The sequence below is a fragment of the Nitrosomonas nitrosa genome, from assembly GCF_003051105.1.
GTDB classification, from domain to species: domain Bacteria; phylum Pseudomonadota; class Gammaproteobacteria; order Burkholderiales; family Nitrosomonadaceae; genus Nitrosomonas; species Nitrosomonas nitrosa.
This window is the reverse complement of record NZ_QAOO01000002.1, coordinates 22518-45964: the sequence shown is the minus strand read 5'-3', so window position 1 is coordinate 45964 and position 23447 is coordinate 22518. Positions and strand designations below refer to the sequence as shown.

General features: G+C 48.9%; 16 protein-coding genes and 1 pseudogene. 3 read left to right on the top strand and 14 right to left on the bottom strand.

The window, feature by feature from the left end; all coding sequences use genetic code 11:
- The first annotated feature begins 237 nt into the window (after nucleotides 1–237).
- Nucleotides 238–852, top strand: coding sequence for a hypothetical protein (locus C8R30_RS01215; RefSeq protein ID WP_107789349.1), 615 nt, complete (start codon nucleotides 238–240; stop codon nucleotides 850–852).
- 141 nt (nucleotides 853–993) lie between these two features.
- Here C8R30_RS01215 and C8R30_RS01210 read toward each other — a convergent pair whose 3' ends face one another.
- From C8R30_RS01210 to C8R30_RS16340, 5 genes and pseudogenes are all read right to left on the bottom strand, one after another.
- Nucleotides 994–4053, bottom strand: a complete 3060-nt coding sequence (locus C8R30_RS01210; RefSeq protein ID WP_107789348.1) for an efflux RND transporter permease subunit — start codon at nucleotides 4051–4053, stop codon at nucleotides 994–996.
- Between the two features lie 4 nt (nucleotides 4054–4057).
- Complete coding sequence (locus tag C8R30_RS01205) at nucleotides 4058–5143, bottom strand: efflux RND transporter periplasmic adaptor subunit (RefSeq protein WP_107789347.1); 1086 nt, start codon at nucleotides 5141–5143, stop codon at nucleotides 4058–4060.
- A 419-nt stretch (nucleotides 5144–5562) separates the two neighbouring features.
- Nucleotides 5563–6408 (bottom strand): hypothetical protein, encoded by an 846-nt coding sequence (locus C8R30_RS01200; protein ID WP_107783131.1) that lies wholly within the window; start codon nucleotides 6406–6408, stop codon nucleotides 5563–5565.
- An 869-nt stretch (nucleotides 6409–7277) separates the two neighbouring features.
- Complete coding sequence (locus C8R30_RS01195) at nucleotides 7278–8000, bottom strand: hypothetical protein (RefSeq protein ID WP_107789346.1); 723 nt, start codon at nucleotides 7998–8000, stop codon at nucleotides 7278–7280.
- A 428-nt stretch (nucleotides 8001–8428) separates the two neighbouring features.
- Nucleotides 8429–9014: pseudogene (locus tag C8R30_RS16340) on the bottom strand (SOS response-associated peptidase).
- Here C8R30_RS16340 and C8R30_RS01175 point away from each other — a divergent pair.
- A complete protein-coding gene (locus C8R30_RS01175; protein WP_258191903.1) occupies nucleotides 8958–9554 on the top strand; it encodes a LexA family protein in 597 nt (198 codons plus the stop codon). The pseudogene C8R30_RS16340 and the gene C8R30_RS01175 sit on opposite strands and share 57 nt — an antisense overlap.
- Nucleotides 9555–9556: 2 nt before the next feature.
- On the top strand, nucleotides 9557–10870 hold the full coding sequence (locus C8R30_RS01170; RefSeq protein WP_107789395.1) for a Y-family DNA polymerase: 1314 nt from the start codon (nucleotides 9557–9559) through the stop codon (nucleotides 10868–10870).
- Between the two features lie 177 nt (nucleotides 10871–11047).
- Here C8R30_RS01170 and C8R30_RS01165 read toward each other — a convergent pair whose 3' ends face one another.
- From C8R30_RS01165 to C8R30_RS01125, 9 genes are all read right to left on the bottom strand, one after another.
- Nucleotides 11048–11503, bottom strand: a complete 456-nt coding sequence (locus C8R30_RS01165) for a Csu type fimbrial protein (RefSeq protein WP_181258675.1) — start codon at nucleotides 11501–11503, stop codon at nucleotides 11048–11050.
- Complete coding sequence (locus C8R30_RS01160; RefSeq protein ID WP_258191908.1) at nucleotides 11500–13932, bottom strand: fimbria/pilus outer membrane usher protein; 2433 nt, start codon at nucleotides 13930–13932, stop codon at nucleotides 11500–11502. Before C8R30_RS01160 ends, C8R30_RS01165 begins: the two co-directional genes overlap by 4 nt.
- A gap of 74 nt (nucleotides 13933–14006) precedes the next feature.
- Nucleotides 14007–14675 (bottom strand): fimbrial biogenesis chaperone, encoded by a 669-nt coding sequence (locus C8R30_RS01155; protein ID WP_181258674.1) that lies wholly within the window; start codon nucleotides 14673–14675, stop codon nucleotides 14007–14009.
- A 32-nt stretch (nucleotides 14676–14707) separates the two neighbouring features.
- Nucleotides 14708–15232, bottom strand: coding sequence for a spore coat protein U domain-containing protein (locus C8R30_RS01150; protein ID WP_107783121.1), 525 nt, complete (start codon nucleotides 15230–15232; stop codon nucleotides 14708–14710).
- Between the two features lie 596 nt (nucleotides 15233–15828).
- Nucleotides 15829–17016, bottom strand: coding sequence for an ATP-binding protein (locus tag C8R30_RS01145; RefSeq protein WP_107789339.1), 1188 nt, complete (start codon nucleotides 17014–17016; stop codon nucleotides 15829–15831).
- Between the two features lie 24 nt (nucleotides 17017–17040).
- Nucleotides 17041–17307: a hypothetical protein gene (locus C8R30_RS01140; RefSeq protein WP_146162665.1), complete on the bottom strand. Its 267-nt coding sequence runs from the start codon at nucleotides 17305–17307 to the stop codon at nucleotides 17041–17043.
- A gap of 162 nt (nucleotides 17308–17469) precedes the next feature.
- Nucleotides 17470–18606, bottom strand: a complete 1137-nt coding sequence (locus C8R30_RS01135) for an NnrS family protein (protein ID WP_258191902.1) — start codon at nucleotides 18604–18606, stop codon at nucleotides 17470–17472.
- A 25-nt stretch (nucleotides 18607–18631) separates the two neighbouring features.
- Entirely contained in the window at nucleotides 18632–21142 is a 2511-nt protein-coding gene (locus C8R30_RS01130) for a DEAD/DEAH box helicase (RefSeq protein WP_090669689.1), read from the bottom strand.
- Nucleotides 21143–21231: 89 nt separating this feature from the next.
- Nucleotides 21232–23421: a penicillin acylase family protein gene (locus tag C8R30_RS01125; RefSeq protein WP_107789336.1), complete on the bottom strand. Its 2190-nt coding sequence runs from the start codon at nucleotides 23419–23421 to the stop codon at nucleotides 21232–21234.
- Between the last annotated feature and the right edge of the window lie 26 nt (nucleotides 23422–23447).

Here is a 23447-nt window from a genome sequence, read left to right as displayed (position 1 = left end):
GAGTATCCAGGATGCGTATATGAACCCTACAGATTTGATAGGACTCACAGTGTTAATGGAACGTACCAGCGGCAGACCGGAAGTCCTCATTGGTTTGATCGATAGGCCAGTAAGCAAAGAGAATTGCTGAGGTGGTCAAGGCCTATAGCATAAGCTGCATAATCAGATCAGTTCTGAACGAGTACATAGCGAACAGAGTAATGAATTCAAGTCATCAACAAACATATTGAGAGTTCAATGATAAAAATATACACAAAATCTATTTTCATAATCAGCTTGCTGCTTGCATCCATGACAGCTATGGCAACGACGATCAGTATTGATCCCAAAAGTACATTCCTTCGTACAAATAATGATCCGGCAGCAGTAAATAGCATTTCCATTGAACTCGCATCGCTCGGATTAGGTACGGGGGATTATGTCAGGCTTGAGCAGTTGGGAGATTTAAGCCAGAGGACAGGTGACCCAGACATCGTTACTGGGCATCTGCTTGGTGTATTCAGCAATACTAATATACTTCTTGGATCTTCTACGCTCAACAGGGTACAGGACGCTATTGACGCAGGTAATGATGAATCAACAGGGCCTACTTTTTTTGGAAACCTGCCCAATGACATTGCTGAGGATTTTTTGATTACGAATACATTGATTCAGATTCCTGCTGGAGCCGCGTATTTATTTGTGGCGGCTAGTGATAGTTATTATAGCGACAACTCGGATCTGGATGGCGATTATGGTATGCGGATCACGCAAGTGATTCCAGTTCCTCTGCCAGATACGATTTGGCTGATTAGCCTGGGACTTCTTGTTCTCATTAGGTTTGATAAACGCAAACCAGAAACAGAATCGTGACATCTAGCTATAAAAACAAGATTAGAACCATACCAATAAATCTAAAAATCCGGATTTATAGCAGTCTATCTTTACCTGCTTGAAATCAGAAATTGAGGGTTTTGCAGAAATAGGCCTGAGGTATGGGCTCGGCGTACTTTGCTAGCTAAGCGCAACTGCTTCACCTTGCTGCCGGTCGCGCGCCATCAACAGATAAAACGTCGGCACGACGAACAGCGTGAACAGCATGCCGCCGATACCAAGGCCGCTGACGATCACCAAGCCGATATCGAAGCGGCTGGCTGCGCCGGGGCCGGATGCCATGAGTAATGGAACCATGCCCACCATCGTCGATATCGTCGTCATCAGAATCGGCCGCAAGCGTATCATGGCTGCTTGTTCCACGGCTTCACGTTTCGACAGCCCTTCCCGTACCTGTAACAAATTAGCGAACTCAACGATCAAAATGCCATTTTTTGCCGTGAGCCCAATCAGGGTGATCAGGCCGACCTGCGTATAGATATTCAGCGAAGCGAATCCCAGCATCAGGAATGCCAGCGCACTGGCAATCGACATCGGTACCGATGTCAGAATAATGAACGGATCGCGCCAGCTCTCGAACTGGGCTGCCAACACCAGATAAATGATCAGCAGCGACATAAAAAAGGTAATGATCAAGTCGCTCCCCTGCTGCGCATACTGGCGGGAGCTGCCGGTATAATCGTAGCTGAAACCGCGCGGGAACAGTTCGCTGGCTAAGGCTTCCATATGCGCCATGGCATCTCCGAGCGCAACCCCCGATGCGGGCGAGCCTGCGATCGTCAAGCTGTTTAGCTGCTGAAATTGCGTTTGTTTGCTCGGCTCGACCGATTTCTCGATATGGATCAAAGATGACAACGGCACTTGGCCACCGGAAGCGGTACGCAGATAATAATGCTGGAATTTGCTGGTATCGAAACGGGATAAATCGTCGACCTGCGGAATCACCTTGTAGCTGCGTCCCTGCAGATTGAAGCGGTTGATATAGCCATCACCCAGCAAAGCCGCCAGATTACGGCCGATTTCTTCCATCGAAATACCGAGATCTGCGGCACGGTTACGGTCGATCACGAGTGTCACCTTGGGTCGGCTAAACTCCACTTCTTTCTTCAGAAAAGAAAACTGCCCGCTCGCCATGGCTGCATTCACCAGTTGATCAGCCACCTGATCGAGCTGGGTATAATCGGCATCGGTTTTGATCACGAACTGCAGTGGCAATCCACCGCCCGATCCAGGCAGACTCGGTCGAGGAATGATCGCTGTCTGGAAGCCAGCAATATCATTGACCTTGGCCTGTAATTCCGGCTGAATATCCATTTGCGAGCGCTGCCGCTGCGTCGTTGGCGGCATTTTAAACCCACCGAACACGACGTTGTCATCGCCACCAAAGCCAAGCAGCAAAAAGCTTTCGTTATATTCCGGAAAGGTTTCAAAGGCATCGATCAGCTCGCGCGTATAGGTTTCATTGTATTTCAGGGTTGCTGTCTGCGGCCCTGTCGCCATAAAGAACAGAATGCTCTGATCTTCGGTTGGCGCCAATTCCTTCTGCGATAATGTGAACATAAAATAAATACTGATCATCACCACCAATGAAAAAACTGGCAAGAGCGCGCGGAATTCCAGAAATAACTGCAACAAACGTCGGTAATGGGTCGCAAGCCTGGTAAAGAAACGCCCGACCATATGCTCGAACCGGCCGATCGAGCCTTTGTCTCTCAGTACTTTCGAGCTGAGCATGGGCGCCAGTGTCAACGCTACGATCGTCGAAATAATAACAGCGCCAACCAGCGAAAAGGCAAACTCGGTAAACAAGGTACCTACCAACCCGCCCATGAAACCGATCGGCAGATAGACGGCGATCAGGGCAACCGTGGTTGCGATGACAGGCAGCACCAGTTCGCGCGCAGCCTCCATCGCCGCTTGAAAGCGGGGTTCACCGAGTTCGATGTGCCTATGCACATTCTCGACCACGACGATGGCATCATCGACCACCAAGCCAATCGCGAGCACCATCGCCAGCATGGTCAGCAGGTTGATGGAGAACCCCATCAAAAACATCAGGAATAGACTCCCGATCAATGCCAGCGGCACGGTCACCGCCGGCACCAGCGCCGCCCGAACCGAGCCCAGCGACAGATAAATCACCACCAGCACAATCGCCACAGCAGCCACCAAAGTAAACAGCACTTCATCGATCGAATCCTGGATGAATTGGCTGGCATCATAAGGTATCAGCATTTCGAGCGCTTCCGGCAATTCCGATTCCATTTCGGCCAACGCCTTGCGCACATCCTGGGCGACGATCAGCGGGTTGGCGCCGGGCGCCTGCTCGATCCCCATGAAAATGGCATCCTTGCCTTTATACCAGCTCACCGCGTCGTAATCTTCGCTGCCCATTTCGGGATGCGACACATCGCCGAGCCGAATCAACGTACCGTTACGATTGCCGACCACCAGGCGCTGGAAATCCCGTTCACTCGCCACATCGGTGGTGGCACTCAGGTCTATCATGACGTAATTGCCCTTGGTTTGCCCGGCGCCTGAAAGATAGTTGTTGGTGCGCAAGACCTCGGCCACGTCATCGGCCGTAATGCCCAACGCCGCCATACGCCGCGGATCCAGCCAGACGCGCATGGCGTAGGTCTTATTACCCAGCAACTGGGCTTTGCCGACGCCCGCCACCGCTTGCATCTTGGGCTGCACCACGCGCAGCATGTAATCGGTAATTTGCGAGGGCGTGAGCGTGTCACTGTAAAAAGCCAGGTACATCAGCGCGGTCCGGTCGCCCGTCCGGGAAATTATCACCGGATCTTCGGCTTCTGCCGGTAGAACATTACGTTGACTTGCGACCTTAGCCTGAATTTCGGCGACCGCAGCGTTCGGGTCGTAGTTCAGACGCATGTACGCTTCGATGGTCGAGCTCCCCTGCCGACTATTCGATGAAAGGTAATCGATCCCTTCAGCCTCGGCGATCGCCTGCTGCAGGGGCGTGGTGATGAAACCTTTGATCAGATCGCTGCTCGCCCCTGGATACATCGTCGTAATGGTAACGACGGTATCCTCGGTCTTGGGATATTGGCGCACATCCAGCACCAGAATCGAACGCAGACCGATCACAAAAATCAGCAGACTGATGACACTCGCCAATACCGGACGCCGTATGAACAGATCGGTAAATTTCATACGGCTACTCCCGCTCACCGGGTGCAGGCAATTCTGCGATGGTGACTGGCATATCGTTACGCAATTTGACCTGACCAGCGCTGACGACACGATCACCTGCCGCCAACCCTCGGACAATTTGCACCCGGCCTGTGCGCGTCTCACCCGTTTCGATTTGCTGGCGTTGCACCGTCAGCCCCTGCTCGCTGGATTTGATAACAAAAACGGATTCGCCGTAAGGATTGTAAGTGATCGCTGTATCGGGCAGCGTCAACACCGCTTTTTGCTGACTGGATAAGATTTGCACATCGGCGAACATACCCGGACGCAGAACTTGATCTAGGTTTTTGATAGTGGCGCGAATGGCGATCGAACGGGTGCCAATATCGATGGCGGGATGGATCGCACTGATTTCGCCATGAAAGGTTTTCCCAGGATACGCCTGAACCGTAATCGTCAGATCTTGACCAATGGCAAGATCGGCCAAATGTTGCTCAGGTAGAGTGAAATCCACATAAATGGGGTCGAGCTTTTGCAGCGAAACAATGGCTGAACCTTCCGCCAGATACTGCCCAAGATCGACGAGGCGAATGCCCAGTTTGCCATCGAAGGGCGCGCGGATATGTTTCTTGGAGATCACCGACTGCTTGGCTGTCACAGCCGACTGAGCTTGCGCAAGTTGTGCGCGATTGAGGTCATAGGCAGACTGAGAAATGAATTGCTGACCCAATAACTGCTTGCTGCGCTTCAACTGAACCTGCGCCAGGAGCTCATCCGCTTGTAACCCTTTGAGCTCGGCTTCATCGGTCGAGGTATCCAGTTTAACTAGCAATTGACCTTTTTTAACCGATTGCCCTGACTCGAATTGAATAGCGGTAACCTTACCGGCCAGCTCATTGCTGACATCGACACCCGCTACGGCTACGAGACTGCCAACGCTCGTCAAATAAGGCTGCCACCACTCCTGCTTGACTTCGGTCACCGCAACTACGGCTGGCGGCGGCCCTTGTTTCCGACTTTGTGCGCGTTTGTCCTGATAATACTTCCAACCGAATAATCCACCAAAAATAAATAGCGTCAATGCAACAACAAGAAAAATTCGCTTAATCATAAATACTTATAGAGTTATTTTGATGAAGCCACGAAACGTATAAGAACGGGTGACTGATTGTAATTGCTCTTCTTTCCCCATTTTACGCGTATCACGAAATCCCCTTCCGCACCTGCGTGATACGAATACGCTTAATCGAGAAGGTCGTGTCTGCTACACAATTTTGAGATAGGCTATATTAACCCGACAATCGAGTTACACGAACAAACATGACAAAAAACTTCATGGATCAGCTCGACGGAGGTTTGTCAGTGACCTGATAGATTGGGAGGTGACTGATAAAAGAAATGGGAAAATCGATATGAATGAAGCAAAGCCACTAGCCTGACACAGGGGGAACCCTGGCACCGAAGTTCATTAAATCACTACAGTAGAAACAAGGAAAGGTGGCAGCGTTGGACGCATCCATCCTGGATTGGTTACTCGCCAGATCTTTGGGATGCGATAACTCGCCTGAGACTCGTTAGCCGATCTATTAACTCGTTCGACAACAACTCGCCCACAGTACTAACATTTAGGGTCTTTCCGAGTGTTTTCCACTGAGCATCTGTGAGTCCGAGGAGGCTTGCAAGAGGAGATTCCAAAATTTCGCTGATAGAAAGCCTAGCGATCCGAGACTCTAAAATTTGGCTAAGATCCACTTCATCTTCAAGATGAACCGAGATTGACGAGGGGACAACCAATCCTCTATTAGTAACAGTCAATTGGGCTGCAGATAGACTCATCGAAACTGGCTCAGCTGTCGCCACGACAATCTGATCGGATGGGACAGGCTTATCTGTAACGGGTAAAAATGCCAATGGGGCTTCTTGCCCATCCTTTACTCCGTGGTTAACCCAAGCATATCCTACTTTAGTGTCGTCTTCTTCTAGCCTAACAAGTTCGTTAGTATGCAAGCTCACACCGCTTGGTGCTCCTTTCGATGGCCCAATGAAATTTAGCTTAAATTGTGCACCAAAGAAGCTGTCCTTTTTTGCTTTCAAGCAAACGAAAGTCAGGTCAACTTGCTTCGGATCAGTACCGAAAGTGTCAATCGATGTTCTGGAGCCACCCCACTCTAGAACACCTGTGGCATCCGTTGCCTTTTCTCCAAAGATATTGGCTGGATTTGTGAGACCCTCAATCTTACCTTTGAAGTCAATGCAGACTTCTTTATAAACACCTGGTGGCAGAGTTACGATGTACTTCCAGATCGCACGGTTTTCAGGCAAACCGTCGCGCTTCACTTGCTCCAGAACGATATCGTATCCTTCGGTTAGCGGCATGATCTCCTCGCCAATTTCTATGATGTCTTACCATCAATCAAACACAGTTTGGTAGGAAAAATACTAATATTGCAAATCATTACTTCAATTAGCACACAGAATACAACAAATCCAATGTCAGCACTAGAAAAAGTCTCTTCCAATATAAGCAGAGCCTGAGCAATTAGATTCTGAACTGGCCATTTTAGGCAAGGCACGATGGTCGAGATGGATAAAGCAAAGCTACAAACGGTAGCGCCGGATTTTGGGAAAGGACGCGCGGTGTTACCAAATTCTGAAATAACAGCATCATCTATCAAAATCAGGAATTTAGCAACGTATTGAGAAGCCAGCTATTAGACCGATCATCTGGATTTAGCAAAGGTGTATCTAACACAATTGGTGCATGGAATATTTTGTGAGTAAAAAAATATAAGTCTGGCGCTCATCCCTGCACCCCAATCGAAATATTCTGGCGATATCTCTATATAACAAAGAGTTACCCGCAGATAACCTCCCATTCCTGTCTAAAGTAAGTGACCGTCTGATTAACAGTCCGGAGATCAGTAGTGTGTACCTACAAATAGCCGAAGAATCCAAACTTGTTTTTCTGCAAGTATCGATGTGCTTGGAGCAAACCGAACTCATTCCGAGAATCAGCTGTACTTGGTGGTAATTCTCCCCTGCTCTTCTTGATCTGAAACAATCAGCTACTCTCGATTATGCCGAACTGATTCTGAGCGGTAAGGTTTGATTGTATGTACATAGATGAGAATTAGGGAAATACAGTAACGCGAAGTCCTGTCGCTATCTCATCAGGAAATTAGCTTACTACACCAGGCCCAGCCAAACTCATCGAATGATCTTGGCTACGCCACCGCCCAGGTTACTTAATCAACGACTTCAATTTTTGAAACATATGACATGGCGTTTACCCCGGAACGATTACTCACCGAATATCGCTCGCTATAATGCACTCTCACCATTGTCGCCATTTTTAGGCAATTGACAGCAAAATCAAATAAATCAGGATCGTTCATAATAAAATGGCGAAATTGATTTCCACCACTTCCAATTTGGATTGTCATGGAGTAAGTTCTAAAAGAATATTTATTCTCTATCACATTGGTAATTCTGCCAAACTCAACACCACGAGATATTTCTGGATCAGTTGAAAGTATGCTACCTACTAGTTGTGTTTGCTCCAGTGTTTGTTTTTTGTCAACGGGATATATCGCGAGTAATTCATGAGTGGCAGAACATGACAGCAGAGCATTACTTTTAGGTGTTTTGAATTCAACGACAACATTTCGGCCGATAAGCGCTTCGATCTCGTCATAACGATCCTCATCAAAACAGAATCGCCATGGGTTGGAAAAGAAGGAATCAGGCGGCTGATTTTCCGAGCTGATAAAAGTACTGCTGTCATGGCCGAGCAAAAGCTCTCCCACGTAAGCTGAATTGAACGATCTTTCAAGATTGACCGTGCTCAGCCGGCCAGAAACATAGCCTCTCGTATCTGTAATGAAGCTTGCATAAACAGATTGAGAAATCAGGGCGATAGTCCATAGTAAGAGAATGATGTTGATACTGAGGAAGCCATATTTTTTCATCAAAATATTTCGCTAAACGTGGTCGGGGATTTATTCAATGAGAATACACTATCAAAAGCCAACCGCTCCACTTTGAGATAAAAATCTTGACAACAAGCAATTAATTCACACTGATTTTTGTATGTAATAAATGGGTAGCAAAATGCGCATGAATAAAGGGAAAAAATGTAACTTATTGAATATATTATATATATAATTCGTCTAAATTTTGATCAATCCAGAGAAAATTATTACAACCAGGTAAGTTAGCACGGTTATTTGCAAATTATCCACAAACTTATACACAAGAATTGTGGAAAAATAAATCAGAATCGTTTGTAAGTACTTATAGGAGGCATACTCTTTCAATCTATAGGGTTTTACTTGCAGATTGATATTACATGATGCGAGTGTGTTGGCGCATTCTCCGCGTCCCGTTATTTTGTATATCAGGAGGATTGATCATGAATTGGCTGAATCAACTGCGCTCCTTCATTGCTTGCTCGCTCGACAGCAGGTGACACAGGCCATAACTGCAATTGCTCCGCATAATAGAACTGCAGAAGCGACAATAGAATAGCGTCGGGTTGCTGGGTTGGGGTCAGCCAGGCATCCCATACTTCAGGTGGAAGAATCACGGGCATGCGGTCATGGAGGGAACGCATCACAGTATTGCTTTCTGTGGTGATGATCGTGCAGCTATCGATTGTGACTTCACCGACTGTCGCAGCCTCCCATAGGCCTGCGAAGAAAAGCGGGCTGTCTTCGAAACGCATGCTTAAACAGGGGTTTGATGGCCAACGATTCAGCACGCGCATTGAACAGTAAAGGCAGCTTGTTGGTGTCCTTGACCCAATGGGGAATCAATCCCCAACGCATCATTGACCCTGCCCTGCCTTATTCGCTGTCACGAATAACCAGAATAGCGTCGGTAGGGGCGATGTTATAACGTGGCTCGATCTCTGGCATCGATACTGCATGATACCCGTCGATCAGACGGGAACGGGGGTAAGCCAAGGCAAAACGTCCGCACATATCGTCACATTGTTATTCGTCAAACGAGTGTTTTATACTGTACGCTCATCATGTCCTAAAGCATACACCATGACAACCATTGTATCCTTTGATCCATCCAGCTCATCGACATTGCCTTACCTGCAGCCTGCTGCCATCGATCCGGCTGTTTGCATCTTGCCGTTGTTGCTGCATCGTGTTCCGGCTGGATTCCCTTCCCCCGCGGATGAATACGTCGAAAAAGGGCTCGATCTCAATACCTATTTGGTGCGCAATAAAGTCGCGACCTATTTCTTTCGTGTCGTCGGCGATTCTATGACCGGAGCTCACATTCACGATGGCGATATGCTGGTGGTGGATCGCTCTATCGAACCTAAGCATGGTCATATCGTGCTGGCAGTCATTAACAACGAATACACCGTCAAACGATTATATGCTTGCGATGGTGTGGTCGAGTTGCATGCAGAGAACCCTGCCTATCCCCCCATCCGTTGCAAGGAGCACGAAGAATTGCAGGTATGGGGCGTCGTGGTGGGCACCATCGCTCGCTTTGCTGTGTGATCATGGCTATAGACAGTGCTTCCATCAATCAACCGACGTTTGCGTTGGTGGATGTGAACAATTTCTATGTCAGTTGTGAGCGTGTCTTCAATCCTAGCCTCATCAATCGACCGGTAGTGGTGCTCTCCAATAACGATGGCTGCGCGGTTGCCCGTTCCAATGAAGTGAAAGCGCTTGGCGTCAAAATGGGTACCCCTTGGTTCAAGTTGAAGGATTTGGCCAAGCAGCATGGCATCGTCGCACTCTCATCCAACTATACCCTCTACGGCGATATGTCTGATCGGGTGATGTCCATCCTGCGTGACTTCAGTCCTCATGTCGAAGTCTATTCCATTGACGAGTGTTTCCTGGGTTTGCAGGGATTAGGCAGGCTTTGGCCAACCGCTACGGACATGGGCCAATCAATACGCAGCCGTATACGCCAATGGACCAGTTTACCGGTATGTGTTGGATTTGGGGCAACCAAAACATTGGCGAAGCTTGCCAATCACATTGCCAAGAAACAGCCAAGCTACAACGGTGTGTGTGATCTATCGTCCATGCCATCTACACAATTGGAAAGTTTGTTATCCACTATCGAAGTGGGTGAAGTATGGGGCGTGGGAAGGCAAATCAGTCTGCATTTGAATAAAGCGGGAATTAAAACCGTGCTGGCGTTACGCGATACGCCCACTGCTTGGTTGCGTGCCAAGTTTGGGGTGGTAATGGCGCGTTTAGGTTATGAGCTACGAGGTATTTCGTGCCTCTCACTGGAAGAAGTATCCGCGCCCAGAAAACAGATCATTTCTTCCCGTTCGTTTGGTCAACTCATTCATAGTCTAACCGAGCTCAGTGAATCCGTTGCCAGTTATACGAGCAGCGCGGCAGAGAAGCTGCGCCGTCAGCGTTCAGTCTGCAATGCAATCCAGGTGTTTATCCAGACCAATCCTTTTCGTGAACAGGACAAGCAGTATAGTAATAGCATTACCATACCCCTTCCCAACGCCAGCAGCGACACACGATTGCTGATCAGAGCAGCACTGTTTGGACTCAGGCATATCTATCGGAAAGGTTATGCTTACAAGAAAGCCGGGGTGATTCTTACTGGCATCGATCCCTTCACACTGTATCAAACTTCACTGCTGACACAACAGGGTGCAGATGAGAGATCGACTAGGTTAATGAATGTGCTTGATCAGTTGAATAACAAATATGGTCGCAACACCGTGTCGGTGTTTTCCGTAGGAAGCAAAAAATCCTGGAGCATGCGACGAGAGATCATGTCGCCTTGTTATACTACGAGCTGGCAGGATGTGCCGATTGCCTACGCACATTAACTATATGGAAAATAAATGACCAGCAGTCATAGCATGACGGATGAAAGTACTTGATTGAAGTGACCTATTACAAGTGAATAGTTACGGATACAAAAGAATTTCTAACAAGAAATGTTCTGGACATCGCCCAGAGTTAAAGCTTAGATTTGAAGAATGAACTCTGAAGCTGGGGCTAAATTAATATGTCAGTGTCACAGCAATAGTATCACTATAGACACCTACACTCGCATCTCGCTGATTGAAAAGTGGGATAATGCCATAGATTGTGTGATTTTCAGTCCCTTCAGCCGGAAACAAACCATTAACCGTATAGCTCCCGCCAGTACCGTCACCCCAAATCTGACTATAGCCAGCATCAATAAAGAGATTATATTCTAAATAGTTGCCACTATTGATCATGCTGCGGGTGCTATAAGAGCCGCTATTGCCTGGAGAAAGGGAAAGTGTATAAAACACGGATTCGGAGCAAGTCACACTGATTGTGCCAGTACTTTCTACAGTATTATCGGTCAATGGATTGAAACTGCCGAAGGACAGCACTGATGAGTCAACCGTGCAGGTCGAAGCAAGCGTACTCGAAGCCCACAATTGATTCAGAAGCAACAAAGCGGCTAATTGTAAAGGTTTTCTCATTGTGAATCTCCACAGATAAGAGGGCCGATAATCGGCTCCACTGTACCATCGATAGGTAAAGTAATAGGCAAGTTGCAATGCCCATCCTGCCATTTCACGGTAATATGATTATCTACTTCCAAGTCAGTCAGATATACTTGACCACGTCTAGCCACAGTATAGCTCAAGCCATTCGGTGAAACGGTGACGCTGGCGCCAACCGGAACCGGCGAACCATCGGTTTGGTGTAGCACTACTAATGCATTGCGTGTTTGTCGTACCGGAAATTCCACAAGCAGACCACTACGCGCATAAGGTGTCACCACCTCCTTTATGCCCTGAATCTCTGTATTGAAAGGCAATTCGCCTGGGTCAATACTAATCTGGTTTTTCTGAAACGGCAGTAAGTTGGGTACCAATGCTTTACCTCTGCTATTGGTCGTCGCCACAATTTGATTGCTACGATACACCGGCACGCCTTCAAGACCACCCACTTTAACAACGGCAAAACTGCCATGACCAATATTACGGGTAGCAAAAGGAAAGTCTTGCAAATAGCCTATCGAACCGTTTGCACCCAGACGCACCGAATAACCGTTTTCTCCTAGATTAGTATCAGCTCTAATTTGTCCGTAATTGGTATTGAGGGTTCCACCTGCTTGCAAGTATTGGCGAGGGTCGTCGCTTGCGCGCAGCCGCCAGCCGACTCCCGGCCCAAAAGGGACCGATTGGCTGGCTTGTACGGCATTGATAATTCGTCCTGCGTTATCGCGGGCCGTTCTAGCAGATACTATACGTTGCGAACCTAACGGAAGCATAAGGTTGATTCCCCCTATCCAACCACGATTATGATCGAGTTGTTTACTGACAAATATGCTGGCAAACAAATTCAAGGGAAGCGAAATTCCTATGTTAGCACTCGCCAGTTTAAAAGGGTCTCCATTCCAATTGGATTGGCTAATATAGCTGAGCCCAAGCGACGATCCCTGAAGGAAGGGAATAGGCATCCCATAATTGGCAGAAATACGATTACGTGGACGGATAGCTCCAGACCGTTCAGCAAACTGCAGATAACCACGATCAAAATACTCCCATTGAAGCGAACCGGATCCGCTGAGTGATCGGCGTTCCAGGCCAAATAAATAACGCCCTCCCTGCTCCCCTTCAGCTCTAGCATAGGCCGCCGCTGTGCGTGCGACAACATAATTTCCCAGCAAACCGCTCATCTCGATACCTGCTGCCTGACGCTGTTTCTGTATTTCAATCCGGGCTTCCCCCGTAAATGCATCGCTGAAGCCTTGTCTCCAAGTACCAGCGAAAAAAGGTGCACCGTAATCATTGCTCCGAATACCAAAATTTTTGCGTAGCAAGCCAGCTTCGAACGAAAAATCCGATAGCCCTTTTGCCAGCAAGCGGGAAGACGCGTAATAACTCTGTGTGACCAAAGTTTCAGTCCCAAGCATGTCACGTACCACCAGGCTGATCTCCCCGGCTCCGTTCACGACCGGGATATTGGTCAAGGTAAATGGACCGGGTTCAACTGTCTGACTTTGTTGGCGCTGATTGTTGATCAACACATCGATAGTGGAGGGTAAGGCTGCCGAGCCCGAAATCGATGGTAGTGGAAAAGTAAAATAACCGGGACGTAGCGAGAAGTTTCGCGCCCATCGAATACCGCCGAAACGTACAGGCCTGCTCCAGGCGCCACCCGTACCAATGGTGTCACCAAGTACCAGGGTTTCCATAGTGCTGGGCAGATCCTTCTGGAGATAGGTATCCGTTCGGACAAATTCGAGCTGCTCCTCACTCCCCCGGGCTAATCCACCCGCAACCAACGAACCCATACGGTTAAATGCCACACTTTCCAGAAACGCCCCATAACTAATTTTACCGTCGCCAAGTCGCGTGCCGGTTAAGTTGTAGTTAAAAAAGATGCCTGGCGGGGATTCATTAGTGGGGATAGTACCGCCCCGCCCATGATCTAGGGCGCTGCCCTCAAAAGCTTCTGCAGGGGCAATAATGGCCAGTGTTAACTGACCCTTATCAAGCTGGTATTGCAATCCTTTTATGGAATCCAGCGCATGGCCAGTTTTCCCGTTGGTTAAGGTCAGTTTCTCACCAACAGTGCGCAAACGCATATTCTGCCAAGCTTCCACAGGCAAAACCAACCGACCATCAGAAAGTTGTTCGGCCCAAACAATATCACCCAACTTAATGGAATTGATCGTGACATCCAGTAGCAAAATCTGTGGCTTATTGTCGTACTCGGATTCAAAAGGATGCGTTTTATTGTTAATGAGTCCTTCAGTATGCTCGCGTTGTTCGGTCATAGAAGCGTGAGTTGACTGCGCACCCGACAGCAAAACCAGAAGCAGCAGCCATACTGAAAAACGCGCGAATTTTCTCGTGCCGGCAGCAAAACAAATGGCTACCTGCAGCACTAAAGCCATGATCACAATCTACATCCAGCTTTGCGATATATTTCAAACGAATGATCTCGTTTTCGAACAACCAACACTCAATCCTAATCGGACAGGTTGGCTGAAATCGCTCCATGATTTACCGTTTTGGCTTTAATACTTACAGGCTGGCTTTGACCACGAGGCAAGTCAAACTGCCAACTTTTCCAGGATTTGGAGAGTACTGTGCCACCGCTAATAGTCTTCTGCCATCCATCTCCTGCCACAACCAATTCCAGAAAACGAATACGGCGATTACCCTCATTATCTAAACGCACACAACCTTGGCCAGCAGGTGCAGAACATTTACTCCAGCGTAAAGAAATCTTCTCCTCATCGGCAGGAACGACAAAAACTGGCAAGTTATGTCTAAATCTAATGTTAACTACACCCAATTGAGTCGCTGATACCTCACTGACATCTTCCAGTATCAGACGATAGGCACGTTCATCGTTATTCAGATTTGGAACACGCATGGCCACCCGGAAAATCTGTTTTGATTTTGGCGGTATCTGCGCTATGGGCGGAGCAACGACTAATTCGTCAGTGGGCTCGTAGTGATCGTTGCCGTCAGATTGACGCCAAGATAGCGTTTCCGCCTGGAAATTGATAGGCTGATCCGATGGATTGCTGATAGTGACCGACACGACTCGCTTTGCATTCGACAACTCGATCATGACAGGCGAAATGGTAACGGCATGAGCACTATTAACAATCAATATGCCGACTAACAAAAGCCAGCATCCAAGGGATGACTGGCTTAGCATTAGTAATCTACACTCATGGTTATGGTCGCTGCATACGGACCGGCAGGCTGATTACCATAATTGGCAACAGGAACTCGGCCATAAATGACCACTGTTTGTTCTGCACCATTTGCAGTATAACCAGTTATGGCTTCTGCTCCAAGGGCAGTAGTTGGCAGATTGTCAGCTGCAGCTCCAGCGGTCTGGCTCAGATTGAAGGCAATACTGCCCCCCGTTGCGGTACCCGATCCAGTCAGAGTTCGAGCTGTTGTTGAATAAATCTTAGGACTTGTTCCTGTAGTGCAAGCAATCTGCAGTGTGCCGCCCGTATCCGCCGTCACATCTCCTTGAGATAACAGTGCAATGATGTTATCCCCGAAATCCAGTGTTGCAGCTGAAACCGTGCATCCACTTACCAATGTCCCCGATACACTCATCGAACCCGTTTCGGTTGCAGCAAATACGCTCGTGCCGCCGAACGCTCCCATAGCGGCTACCAACATTGCTAAAAGGGATTTTTGACTAAAATTATTGATAGTTTTCATTACATACTCCAAGCAAGATCAACGGACAAAACCTATCCATTGACCAACAAGTTAAAAAAAAACGTGTGTCCATCCGTCTCAGCTTTATGAGACGGATACGACACACGAGATAATTTTTACAGGCTTAGAGATAACAATATCAGCCAATAAGCCGGGTCTTTTTATGCCATTTCTCAGTTTTCAAGGATATTCATTGCTTTCAATTAAACCACGACCGTCAAATAAAAATGAAATATCAACTATTTAGTAGCTAGCGGTGATAAGGGTGAAAGAGGTGAGAATATTGCGTCTAGCAATCAGCTACGGATGCCCATTTGTATGGTTGCAACAATGATTGATCAGTTTATTCCCATATATGACTTGATGGCTATGAATGAAAGAAGTGGCGTAGCAGCAAAATGGAGAAATAAGCACGACGTATCCTATATACCTTTCCTTTAAACGCAACCGACTCGCTACGATTGCCATTCTCGGACAGCCTTAGAGGTGCTTAATAATATTCAGCACTTTCGTAACAATTGCGTAAACAGATTTGCTTGAAACATAATCAACTATTGATGAAAGCACAAGATTTCGATCAGATTAGCCGGTAACGTTCACCTTTTAACTGAAAAACTCTCAATCAGTTCGTTCGCCAACGCATACAGGCCAATTACTTCGGTTGTTTCCGTTAATGGATAGCGGTCTCCGCCGGAATAAACAACGAAACTGCGATCCGGCTGTATGTCTTCAAGCGCACTGTAAAAACCTCTTGTCAGATTCGGCGTCAAACCACTCTTTATTTCAACTGCCCATCGCTTGCCAGCCGGTAGTTCCAGTATCAGATCAATTTCCGCTCCGGCAGAAGTGCGGTAAAAACTGGCTTTAGTTTGGAATGGCGCAAAGGAAAGTAGATTTTCTATTACAAATCCTTCCCAGCTCGCTCCAAATACGGGATGACCGGACAATTGGTTATAATCGGCCAATCCCAGAAGAGCATGGGTAATACCGCTATCGCGGACATAGATACGCGGGGCTTTGATCAAACGTTTTTTGATATTGGCATGATACGGTGGTAGGCGTCGCACCAGCAGCAGATCAACCAGCAGGTCGATATAATTACTTACGGTGGGCGCGGAAGTGGATAAACTTCCTGCTAATTTAGATGCATTTAAGGACTGTCCCTGACTGTGCGCCAGCATGATCCAGAGACGCTCAAGTGTTTCCGCAGGAATACGCGGCCCGAATTGAGGGACGTCACGCTCCAGATAAGTACGGATAAAATTTTGCCGATAAACATAGCTGTCTTCATCGCTGGCCGCCAGATAACTATCCGGAAAACCACCACGTACCCAAAGCTGCGTTGGGTCTGACTCGCTTTTGGAGTTTGTTTCCAAAACAGTCAACGGCCCCATATTGATATACTCGATCCGTCCGGCCAAAGTTTCTCCGGATTGACGAAGCAAATCAATAGAAGCCGAACCCAAAATGAGGAAACGGCCCGTTTTCAGACCCTTCCGCCGTCCCTGATCTATCAAGCCACGTAAGGCCTGGAAGATTTCAGGTATTCGATGGATTTCATCAAGAATTACTAGCTTATTTTCATTATGCGTGAGAAACAACACCGGGTCTGAAAGTTTCTCACGGTCTGCCGTCGCTTCAAGGTCAACATAGACAGCATCTTTTTCTGCTGCGACATCAAGCGCCAATGTGGTTTTTCCAACTTGACGCGGCCCGATAAGCGCAACAGCGGCTTGCCGCTTCAAAGCCTGCAATACTGTTTGATAGACGCCGCGCTTTATCATCCTTGCATATTAAAATCTTTATTTTTAATTTGCAAGGATGACAAGATAAATCGATTCATACTGAATGGCCAGCAATGGTTTTGCAGTCAGGAGACCTCGTTTAAATCCACCGCCAAAAACCGAGCATTCCCAAATGAAACGTACCATGTCCGCGCATACGCACCCTGTAGCCGTAATTTCCTCTTTCAGCGCCTGGTTCCGGCGCGGATTCACATCGATCAGCGGTACATCATAGGCCGAGTCCATCAGGTCATACCGATTAACAACCCGCTCAGGAGTCATGTACGTCAAAGGAATCGCTACCTGGCTATCATAGGTCGATGCCGATGTTAAAACCCACTCATGGGTATGCCGCCATCACAAGCTGTTGGCAGATCCGCAAGCATATCGGGCAGCACCCTGCCTCTCATCTGTCTTTCAAGGCGAGTTTGATGCCACTATGCACAGCAAGTGTTATAAGGATTTGCGCGATAAAACACGCGTCTGACAATCGAATATGACATACAGGCACAGTAGAAAGCTCATACTCCAGGCAACCGCTGCGATCGCCAAAAACATTTCACGGTACAGGCTCAAATCGGCGCTGATCCGCGCAATCGCAGCAATTGCCATGATGCCGGTCATAATGACGATCTGGGGTATCCGCGATGGGTATTGTTTTACCTGCAGCAGTGTCACCCGCACCATTACGTTGGCAGCGAGTGTGCCGAGTGCCCCCACCGTAATTACATGAACCGCAGTACCTAAATGATCGCTCCCAGTCAGTTTTACCCAGCCCAGCGACAGAAGACCCAATGCCAGCCAACCATAGCCGACCCCGAGACAAATCAAATCGGGTCGAGCCAAGCAATGCCAGAGTTGCCAGCGAATCAGGCGAATGGCGGCCAACAAGCCTCCGATGATCAACATAACACCCGAGAGTGTAGGCACCGAAGCAAGCAGGAAAGCCGCTGTAAGGGTCACGATCAGCCCTGCTTCGATCTGTGGCTGTACCCTGGCTTCCAGTTCCATTCCTTGGCGATAGAATTCTCCCGCTACCGCGGGAGCCAACATACGCCCGCCCATGAACAGCATCAGCAACGCGAATAATTGCACGCTTTCCCCCAGCAGGGTGCGTTGCAGCCGATAATCATCAAACTGACCGATCAAGGCGATGACAACCGTCAAACTACATATCAGGCCCAGCAAGGGGACCAGTGTCCGGTTACGCCATTTCTTCGCCACCCATAAACGCGGCAGTAAATGCCAGGCCAGCAGTGCGACAAAAACGGCATTACTGATCAAAGCCAGCCAATCGGCTATCGCTATCACACCCAGCACCCGCGCTAGTAACCAAAGCAGCAAAAATAACAGTAACTGGTTTTTCGGCAGGGGCCCCAGTAAATAGCCAGTAATCAAGGCCAAGACGAAACCGAACAGCATCTCAAAAGCATGCACGGTCGGTGCAGCCAGCACTGCTGGTCCATAGCCGTGCCGTGCCAGCATGGCCAATGGCACCATTAAGATGGCATAAATACAGGCTGCCATGAAAAACCATTGATGTGCGTGGGTTTTGGTTTTTCCTGGCAACCATTCTAAAGCTCGCTTCAACCTGATCACACTGCGCCTACCGCCTTCACTTGCGATGCCCTGCACGCAATGAATCAGCGATCGCTGATAGTGCATCGGCTAACCGTTGGGTCGTTTCGGGTGATGGCAGCGGTATTTTCAGACTGTGCGTACCACTGGCCGGATCGCGATCAATCCAGGGATGTGGTGCAGCCGAATTATCGTTGACCGAAGTCAGCGCAGAAACCAAATGGGTGCCTAGTTGTAGTAGTGCAGTCCAGGGTTCAGGGTTCATGCCACTTGCTGCAGCCTGAGCGGGTTGTGTATCGTCTATTCGCTCCGGCGTTTCATCCAAAATTATCTCGTCGATGGGTGCCGCTACCGCTTCGCCCATGGCGCCTGCCGTTTCTTCTGCCGGTGTCATGGCTTCACTTTCGCCCATCTGGCCAGTCACATTTTCCACTTCTTTCATGAAGCGATTCAGACGTGAGCCTCCCAACGAAATTTCACTTGCTCCCCCGTCAAGAATGCCCGCCGAGAGCGAGCGCTTGAAAGCCAATACGGCTAGCATGCCCTCTTCGATCGTACCTTTGGCAACAAAATTGATGATCTGTACCGGTTGCGTCTGCCCGATGCGGTGGATGCGGCCAATGCGCTGTTCGAGCAAAGCAGGATTCCAGGGCAGATCCATGTTGACCAAGGTGGTGGCATGCTGCTGCAAATTGAGTCCGGTTGCCCCCGCATCGGTAGACAGAAAAACGCGGCAGTCTGGATCGCTACTGAAACGTTCTATCAATTCAGGCCGTTTATCCGAAGCGATTCCGCCATGAAAACTGACGTAGCCAATACCGCGCGCTTCCAGCCGCCGGATAATGATTTCCTGGGTCCGTGTCCATTGGCTGAAAACGACTGCTTTCGCTCCAGGTTGCACGAACAGCCCATCAAAGAGCGATGCCAGCTCATCTGCCTTAACGCCATGATCGGTCTCTTGATCAAGCAAATAAGTGCTATTGCAAGCCATGCGCATGTTCTGCAATGCGCAGGTCAACCGTCGTTGATCCTTATCCGAAAGAAATTTTGTTTTGCGCCAACGCTGCACGATGCGGGTAACGATCTCGGCATTTTCTTGATGATAAACCATTTGCATTTCGGTCATGGGGACCAACAAATTCTGATCAGTCCGAGAGGGTAATTGCACCAGCACATCGGATTTGCGTCGTCGTATCATCACCGGCGCCAGGGTTTCACCAATTTTTTCCAGGCCGGTATAACCGGTAACACGGCCGGTTTCATCCTTGACTTGATGTTCGTGCAACAACTTCCAGGTCGGCCCCAAACGATACTGATCGACAAACTGAACGATAGAAATCAACTCTTCCAATTTATTTTCTAGCGGGGTACCCGTCAGCACGATGGCATAAGGGCTATCGATACGCTTCAACGCTCGGGAAGCGATGGTATTCCAGTTTTTGATGCGTTGGGCTTCATCGACGATCACCAATTCCGGTTCCCAAGCGGTGATCAGATCAAGGTCGGGCTGAAGTTTTTCGTAATTGGTAATCTTACAAAAATCATCTTCGGCAAACGCCTTCTGACGACGGGATCGTCCACCCGTCAGGATGCGAGCCGGTCGCCCGGAAAATCGCGTAATTTCACTTTGCCACTGATATTTCAATGAAGTTGGGCAAACCACTAGCACACGTGAAACACCAAAATGCCTCGCCAAGATTTCCATCGCAGCAATCGCCTGAACAGTTTTACCCAGCCCCATCTCGTCACCGATCAGGATGCGTCCGGCTCGCACCGCGTACAATGCACCTTCGGCCTGATAAGGGTAAAGCGGCACCTTGAGTAATTTTGCAAGCTTGGCATCGCCCACACCTCGTGGAAATAGCTTGTCGAGTTGTGCCAATCGATGCTGTGCATCGCACCGGCTTGCGATAAAATCGAGCGCGTCGTCATAAACACGTAATTCATGATCCGCAGTTGCAACGACTGCCATAAAATGAGTGAGTTCACCAAAACGTTCTTCAGGTAGCCGCCAGCCCTGTTGCGTGTCGAAAAGCTTTGCTGCCGCTTCATGCACGATCGGTGGACAGTCTGTGCCTGCACGAAAATGCACGGTGCGCAGCCTATCGTTACGTAGATAAACTTCGGAAAACGGTGGCTGCCAACCTCGCGCGAAAGCTGTTTTTGCACCACGTTTTTTCAGCAGTGTTGCCAGTGTAAATTCGATATGCTTGCAAGTACCTAGCTCATTGGTTGCATAATCGGGGCAAGAGCAAAAATTATCACCCGGTTGGCGTCCACGAATGGCGACACGGTAGCGGCTTTTTGACTGAGGATTGCTGACAATGAACTCTGAAAAAAAAGGCTGTGCTCCTTTATTTTCCAGAACAAACGCTTGCTCGCCACCAAATTGGCGGCGCAAGCCGCGCTGCCAGTCGATTGGTGATAGATCAGGAGGTGCATGAGTGCGGGAGAGTTTCGGTTCTTTTTCGCTTTTGGTTGCGTTACGCTTAGCTTTCACAATTGAACACACTGGAATAGAAAAAATGATCAGCTTGTTATTTTGCATGATCACCAGCGAAAAAGCACAAACAATTCAACCTACGAGGCTGTTACCGGCGCCCTCAACAAGCGCAATACTTGCAGCATTTTTGTGGCTCAAGGATCGTGTCTCAAACGCTCACGCATCATTAGATTTGTTTCAATTTCATCCAATGTCCGCCAGGCCGGACGAAGTTGCTGATTGGCAGCTAAACGCAACTGGTCGCCTATCTCAAAAAAACCATTCTGCGTCGCATTGCCGTAAGTGGTAAGCACCTGGGCGCGAACAGGCTGCGAAAACTCTACCAGCGCGATATAGGTATCGCCCGATGTCGATTTAAATTTACCGTCTGCATCTTCTTCATAAAAAATTTCCCGGAAAACACCTAGCGCGGTAGGCGCACCATTCCCGGGCAGATCAACTTGACCCCGGCGCAGGCGCGCGCTATCTCCCCATGCCACATCGAGTGCGCCGAATTTGGCATCCAATTCGATAGCGGCTTCTTCGAGCGCATGTATCGCCAGAGACATATCCGCCAAGCCTCTCGGAGTATGCAATGGAAAAGCCGGATCGAAAGGGTGAGTATAAAATAGGCTGCCGACGAGTTGATCCGGGGTAAAACGATAGCTAGGATTTTCAGCGGTTGTTTTTTTGATCGTTCTCTTTACCCATTTACGGAACCAGGTGTAAAAAAGCCACCCGCCTTGGCTCTCTGCCAAGAAATGGCGATCCCATTGATCAAGTACATGCGCCGCCTGCTTCAGCAAGGGATGGCCGCTTATCCGAGCAGCCGCAATCAGTTCATCCAGTAACCGATCGGCCACCAGTGAACGCGTCGAGTGTTTGGCCGTGAGCAAGTCAGCATAATGCATTTTGTTGTGTTCATTCAGTATCTGCAATCCACGCAACTCACGAGCATTGGTCACATCAGCTGCGATGTTAGGGGGGTAACGCGTCTTGTCGAGGAAGGGAAGCGTCATGTACCAAGGTGCCCCATTGGCATTTTGCACCCAACCGTTGGCAGGATCGATCGATTTAGGCAAATCCGCATAGCGATGCATTTCTGTCCAGATCAGGCTCGAGTCATCCCCAGGAACAGGCGCTTGCCAAAAAGTGACATCCCCTTTGTCACGCACCGGAATAATGCCATTGAAACTCAGCATGATATGCTTATCCGCATCTGCGTAAACCACATTGAATAAAGGCAAGTGCAAATCCTGCAGTATTTGCTGGAATTCTGCAAAATGTCTTGCCTGCCCCATCTTCCACCATTGCTGGTTCATTCCCGCCAGCAATGACGTCTCCAGTAACGCAAAGCGCACGGCCAGCACTTGGTCATCCAAAGTAACCACAGGCCCCTGTCTGGCCCGGTAAATGCGCAAGGGCTCGCTCGTCATACTGCCATCTTGCCGGCGAATGCGGATCATTTCGGTGGTAACGGCGAATAATTCAGTCATGCCGTCCAATACATACCCATCCTCCAACGCGGCCCCGGCTAGCTTCAATCGATAAAGATCGCAGCCATCCATCGTATTGACAGTATGCGTCCAGCCCAGTCTATCGTTAAATGCGATCTGCAACACCGGCGAGCCCACCAGGGCCGTACCGTAAAGATTGACTTCTGGCAATAAAAAATGCGCCTCATAAAAGGTTTCCAGTCCGCGCCAATCCAGGTGCGGATTGGTGAGCAGCATGGCATGACCACTGGCAGAATATTGAGGGCCGATTGCCCAGCCATTCGAGGCGACCGGTTGGTCTGAAAAATCAAAACCCGGCAGTACGGCACCACATTCGGAGGTGCCCGCAATAAAGACAGTCATTACCCGCGTGGTATGCGCTATGACATCTTGCGGCGTGACAGGCAAGACCGCTTTAACCGTATCGGAAATAGTTTCCGGGTGCCGGCGCGCAAATTCATTGATACCCGCCGCAAATGCATCCAGATTAGCCCGAAAAGCAGGCTCCTGAGCTGTGTACCATTTCTCAGCCAATGCTGGAATAGCTAATAGCCGCACAGATCGATCAGCAGGCAAGTAACTTTCATCGAAGATCTCCGCACCCCGACCACGGGCCACTGCATAGAGTTTGAGCAGCAAATCCCCGTGGCTGCGCATCTGCGCCCAACCAAACGCGAAAAATGCATCGCTATCTTTGCGGGCGACAATATGGGGCACACCCCATGTATCCCAAAAAATCTCTGGACCATGATGAATCGATGGTGCTGGCTGAAAAAGTTGGCAAGCATTCAAAAGTAAGGACAGCCCTAGCATGCCGACAAGTTTGCACAACGTAGATCGTGGTTCCATTTCGATTTTCTTAGCGCAAGCTAGCC

Coding starts and splice junctions, on each gene's coding strand:
- C8R30_RS01215 (WP_107789349.1), top strand. CDS start 238: ATGATAAAAATATACACAAAATCTATTTTCATAATCAGCTTGCTGCTT.
- C8R30_RS01210 (WP_107789348.1), bottom strand. CDS start 4,053: ATGAAATTTACCGATCTGTTCATACGGCGTCCGGTATTGGCGAGTGTC.
- C8R30_RS01205 (WP_107789347.1), bottom strand. CDS start 5,143: ATGATTAAGCGAATTTTTCTTGTTGTTGCATTGACGCTATTTATTTTT.
- C8R30_RS01200 (WP_107783131.1), bottom strand. CDS start 6,408: ATGCCGCTAACCGAAGGATACGATATCGTTCTGGAGCAAGTGAAGCGC.
- C8R30_RS01195 (WP_107789346.1), bottom strand. CDS start 8,000: ATGAAAAAATATGGCTTCCTCAGTATCAACATCATTCTCTTACTATGG.
- C8R30_RS01175 (WP_258191903.1), top strand. CDS start 8,958: ATGATACCCGTCGATCAGACGGGAACGGGGGTAAGCCAAGGCAAAACG.
- C8R30_RS01170 (WP_107789395.1), top strand. CDS start 9,557: ATGGCTATAGACAGTGCTTCCATCAATCAACCGACGTTTGCGTTGGTG.
- C8R30_RS01165 (WP_181258675.1), bottom strand. CDS start 11,503: ATGAGAAAACCTTTACAATTAGCCGCTTTGTTGCTTCTGAATCAATTG.
- C8R30_RS01160 (WP_258191908.1), bottom strand. CDS start 13,932: ATGGCTTTAGTGCTGCAGGTAGCCATTTGTTTTGCTGCCGGCACGAGA.
- C8R30_RS01150 (WP_107783121.1), bottom strand. CDS start 15,232: ATGAAAACTATCAATAATTTTAGTCAAAAATCCCTTTTAGCAATGTTG.
- C8R30_RS01145 (WP_107789339.1), bottom strand. CDS start 17,016: ATGATAAAGCGCGGCGTCTATCAAACAGTATTGCAGGCTTTGAAGCGG.
- C8R30_RS01130 (WP_090669689.1), bottom strand. CDS start 21,142: ATGCAAAATAACAAGCTGATCATTTTTTCTATTCCAGTGTGTTCAATT.
- C8R30_RS01125 (WP_107789336.1), bottom strand. CDS start 23,421: ATGGAACCACGATCTACGTTGTGCAAACTTGTCGGCATGCTAGGGCTG.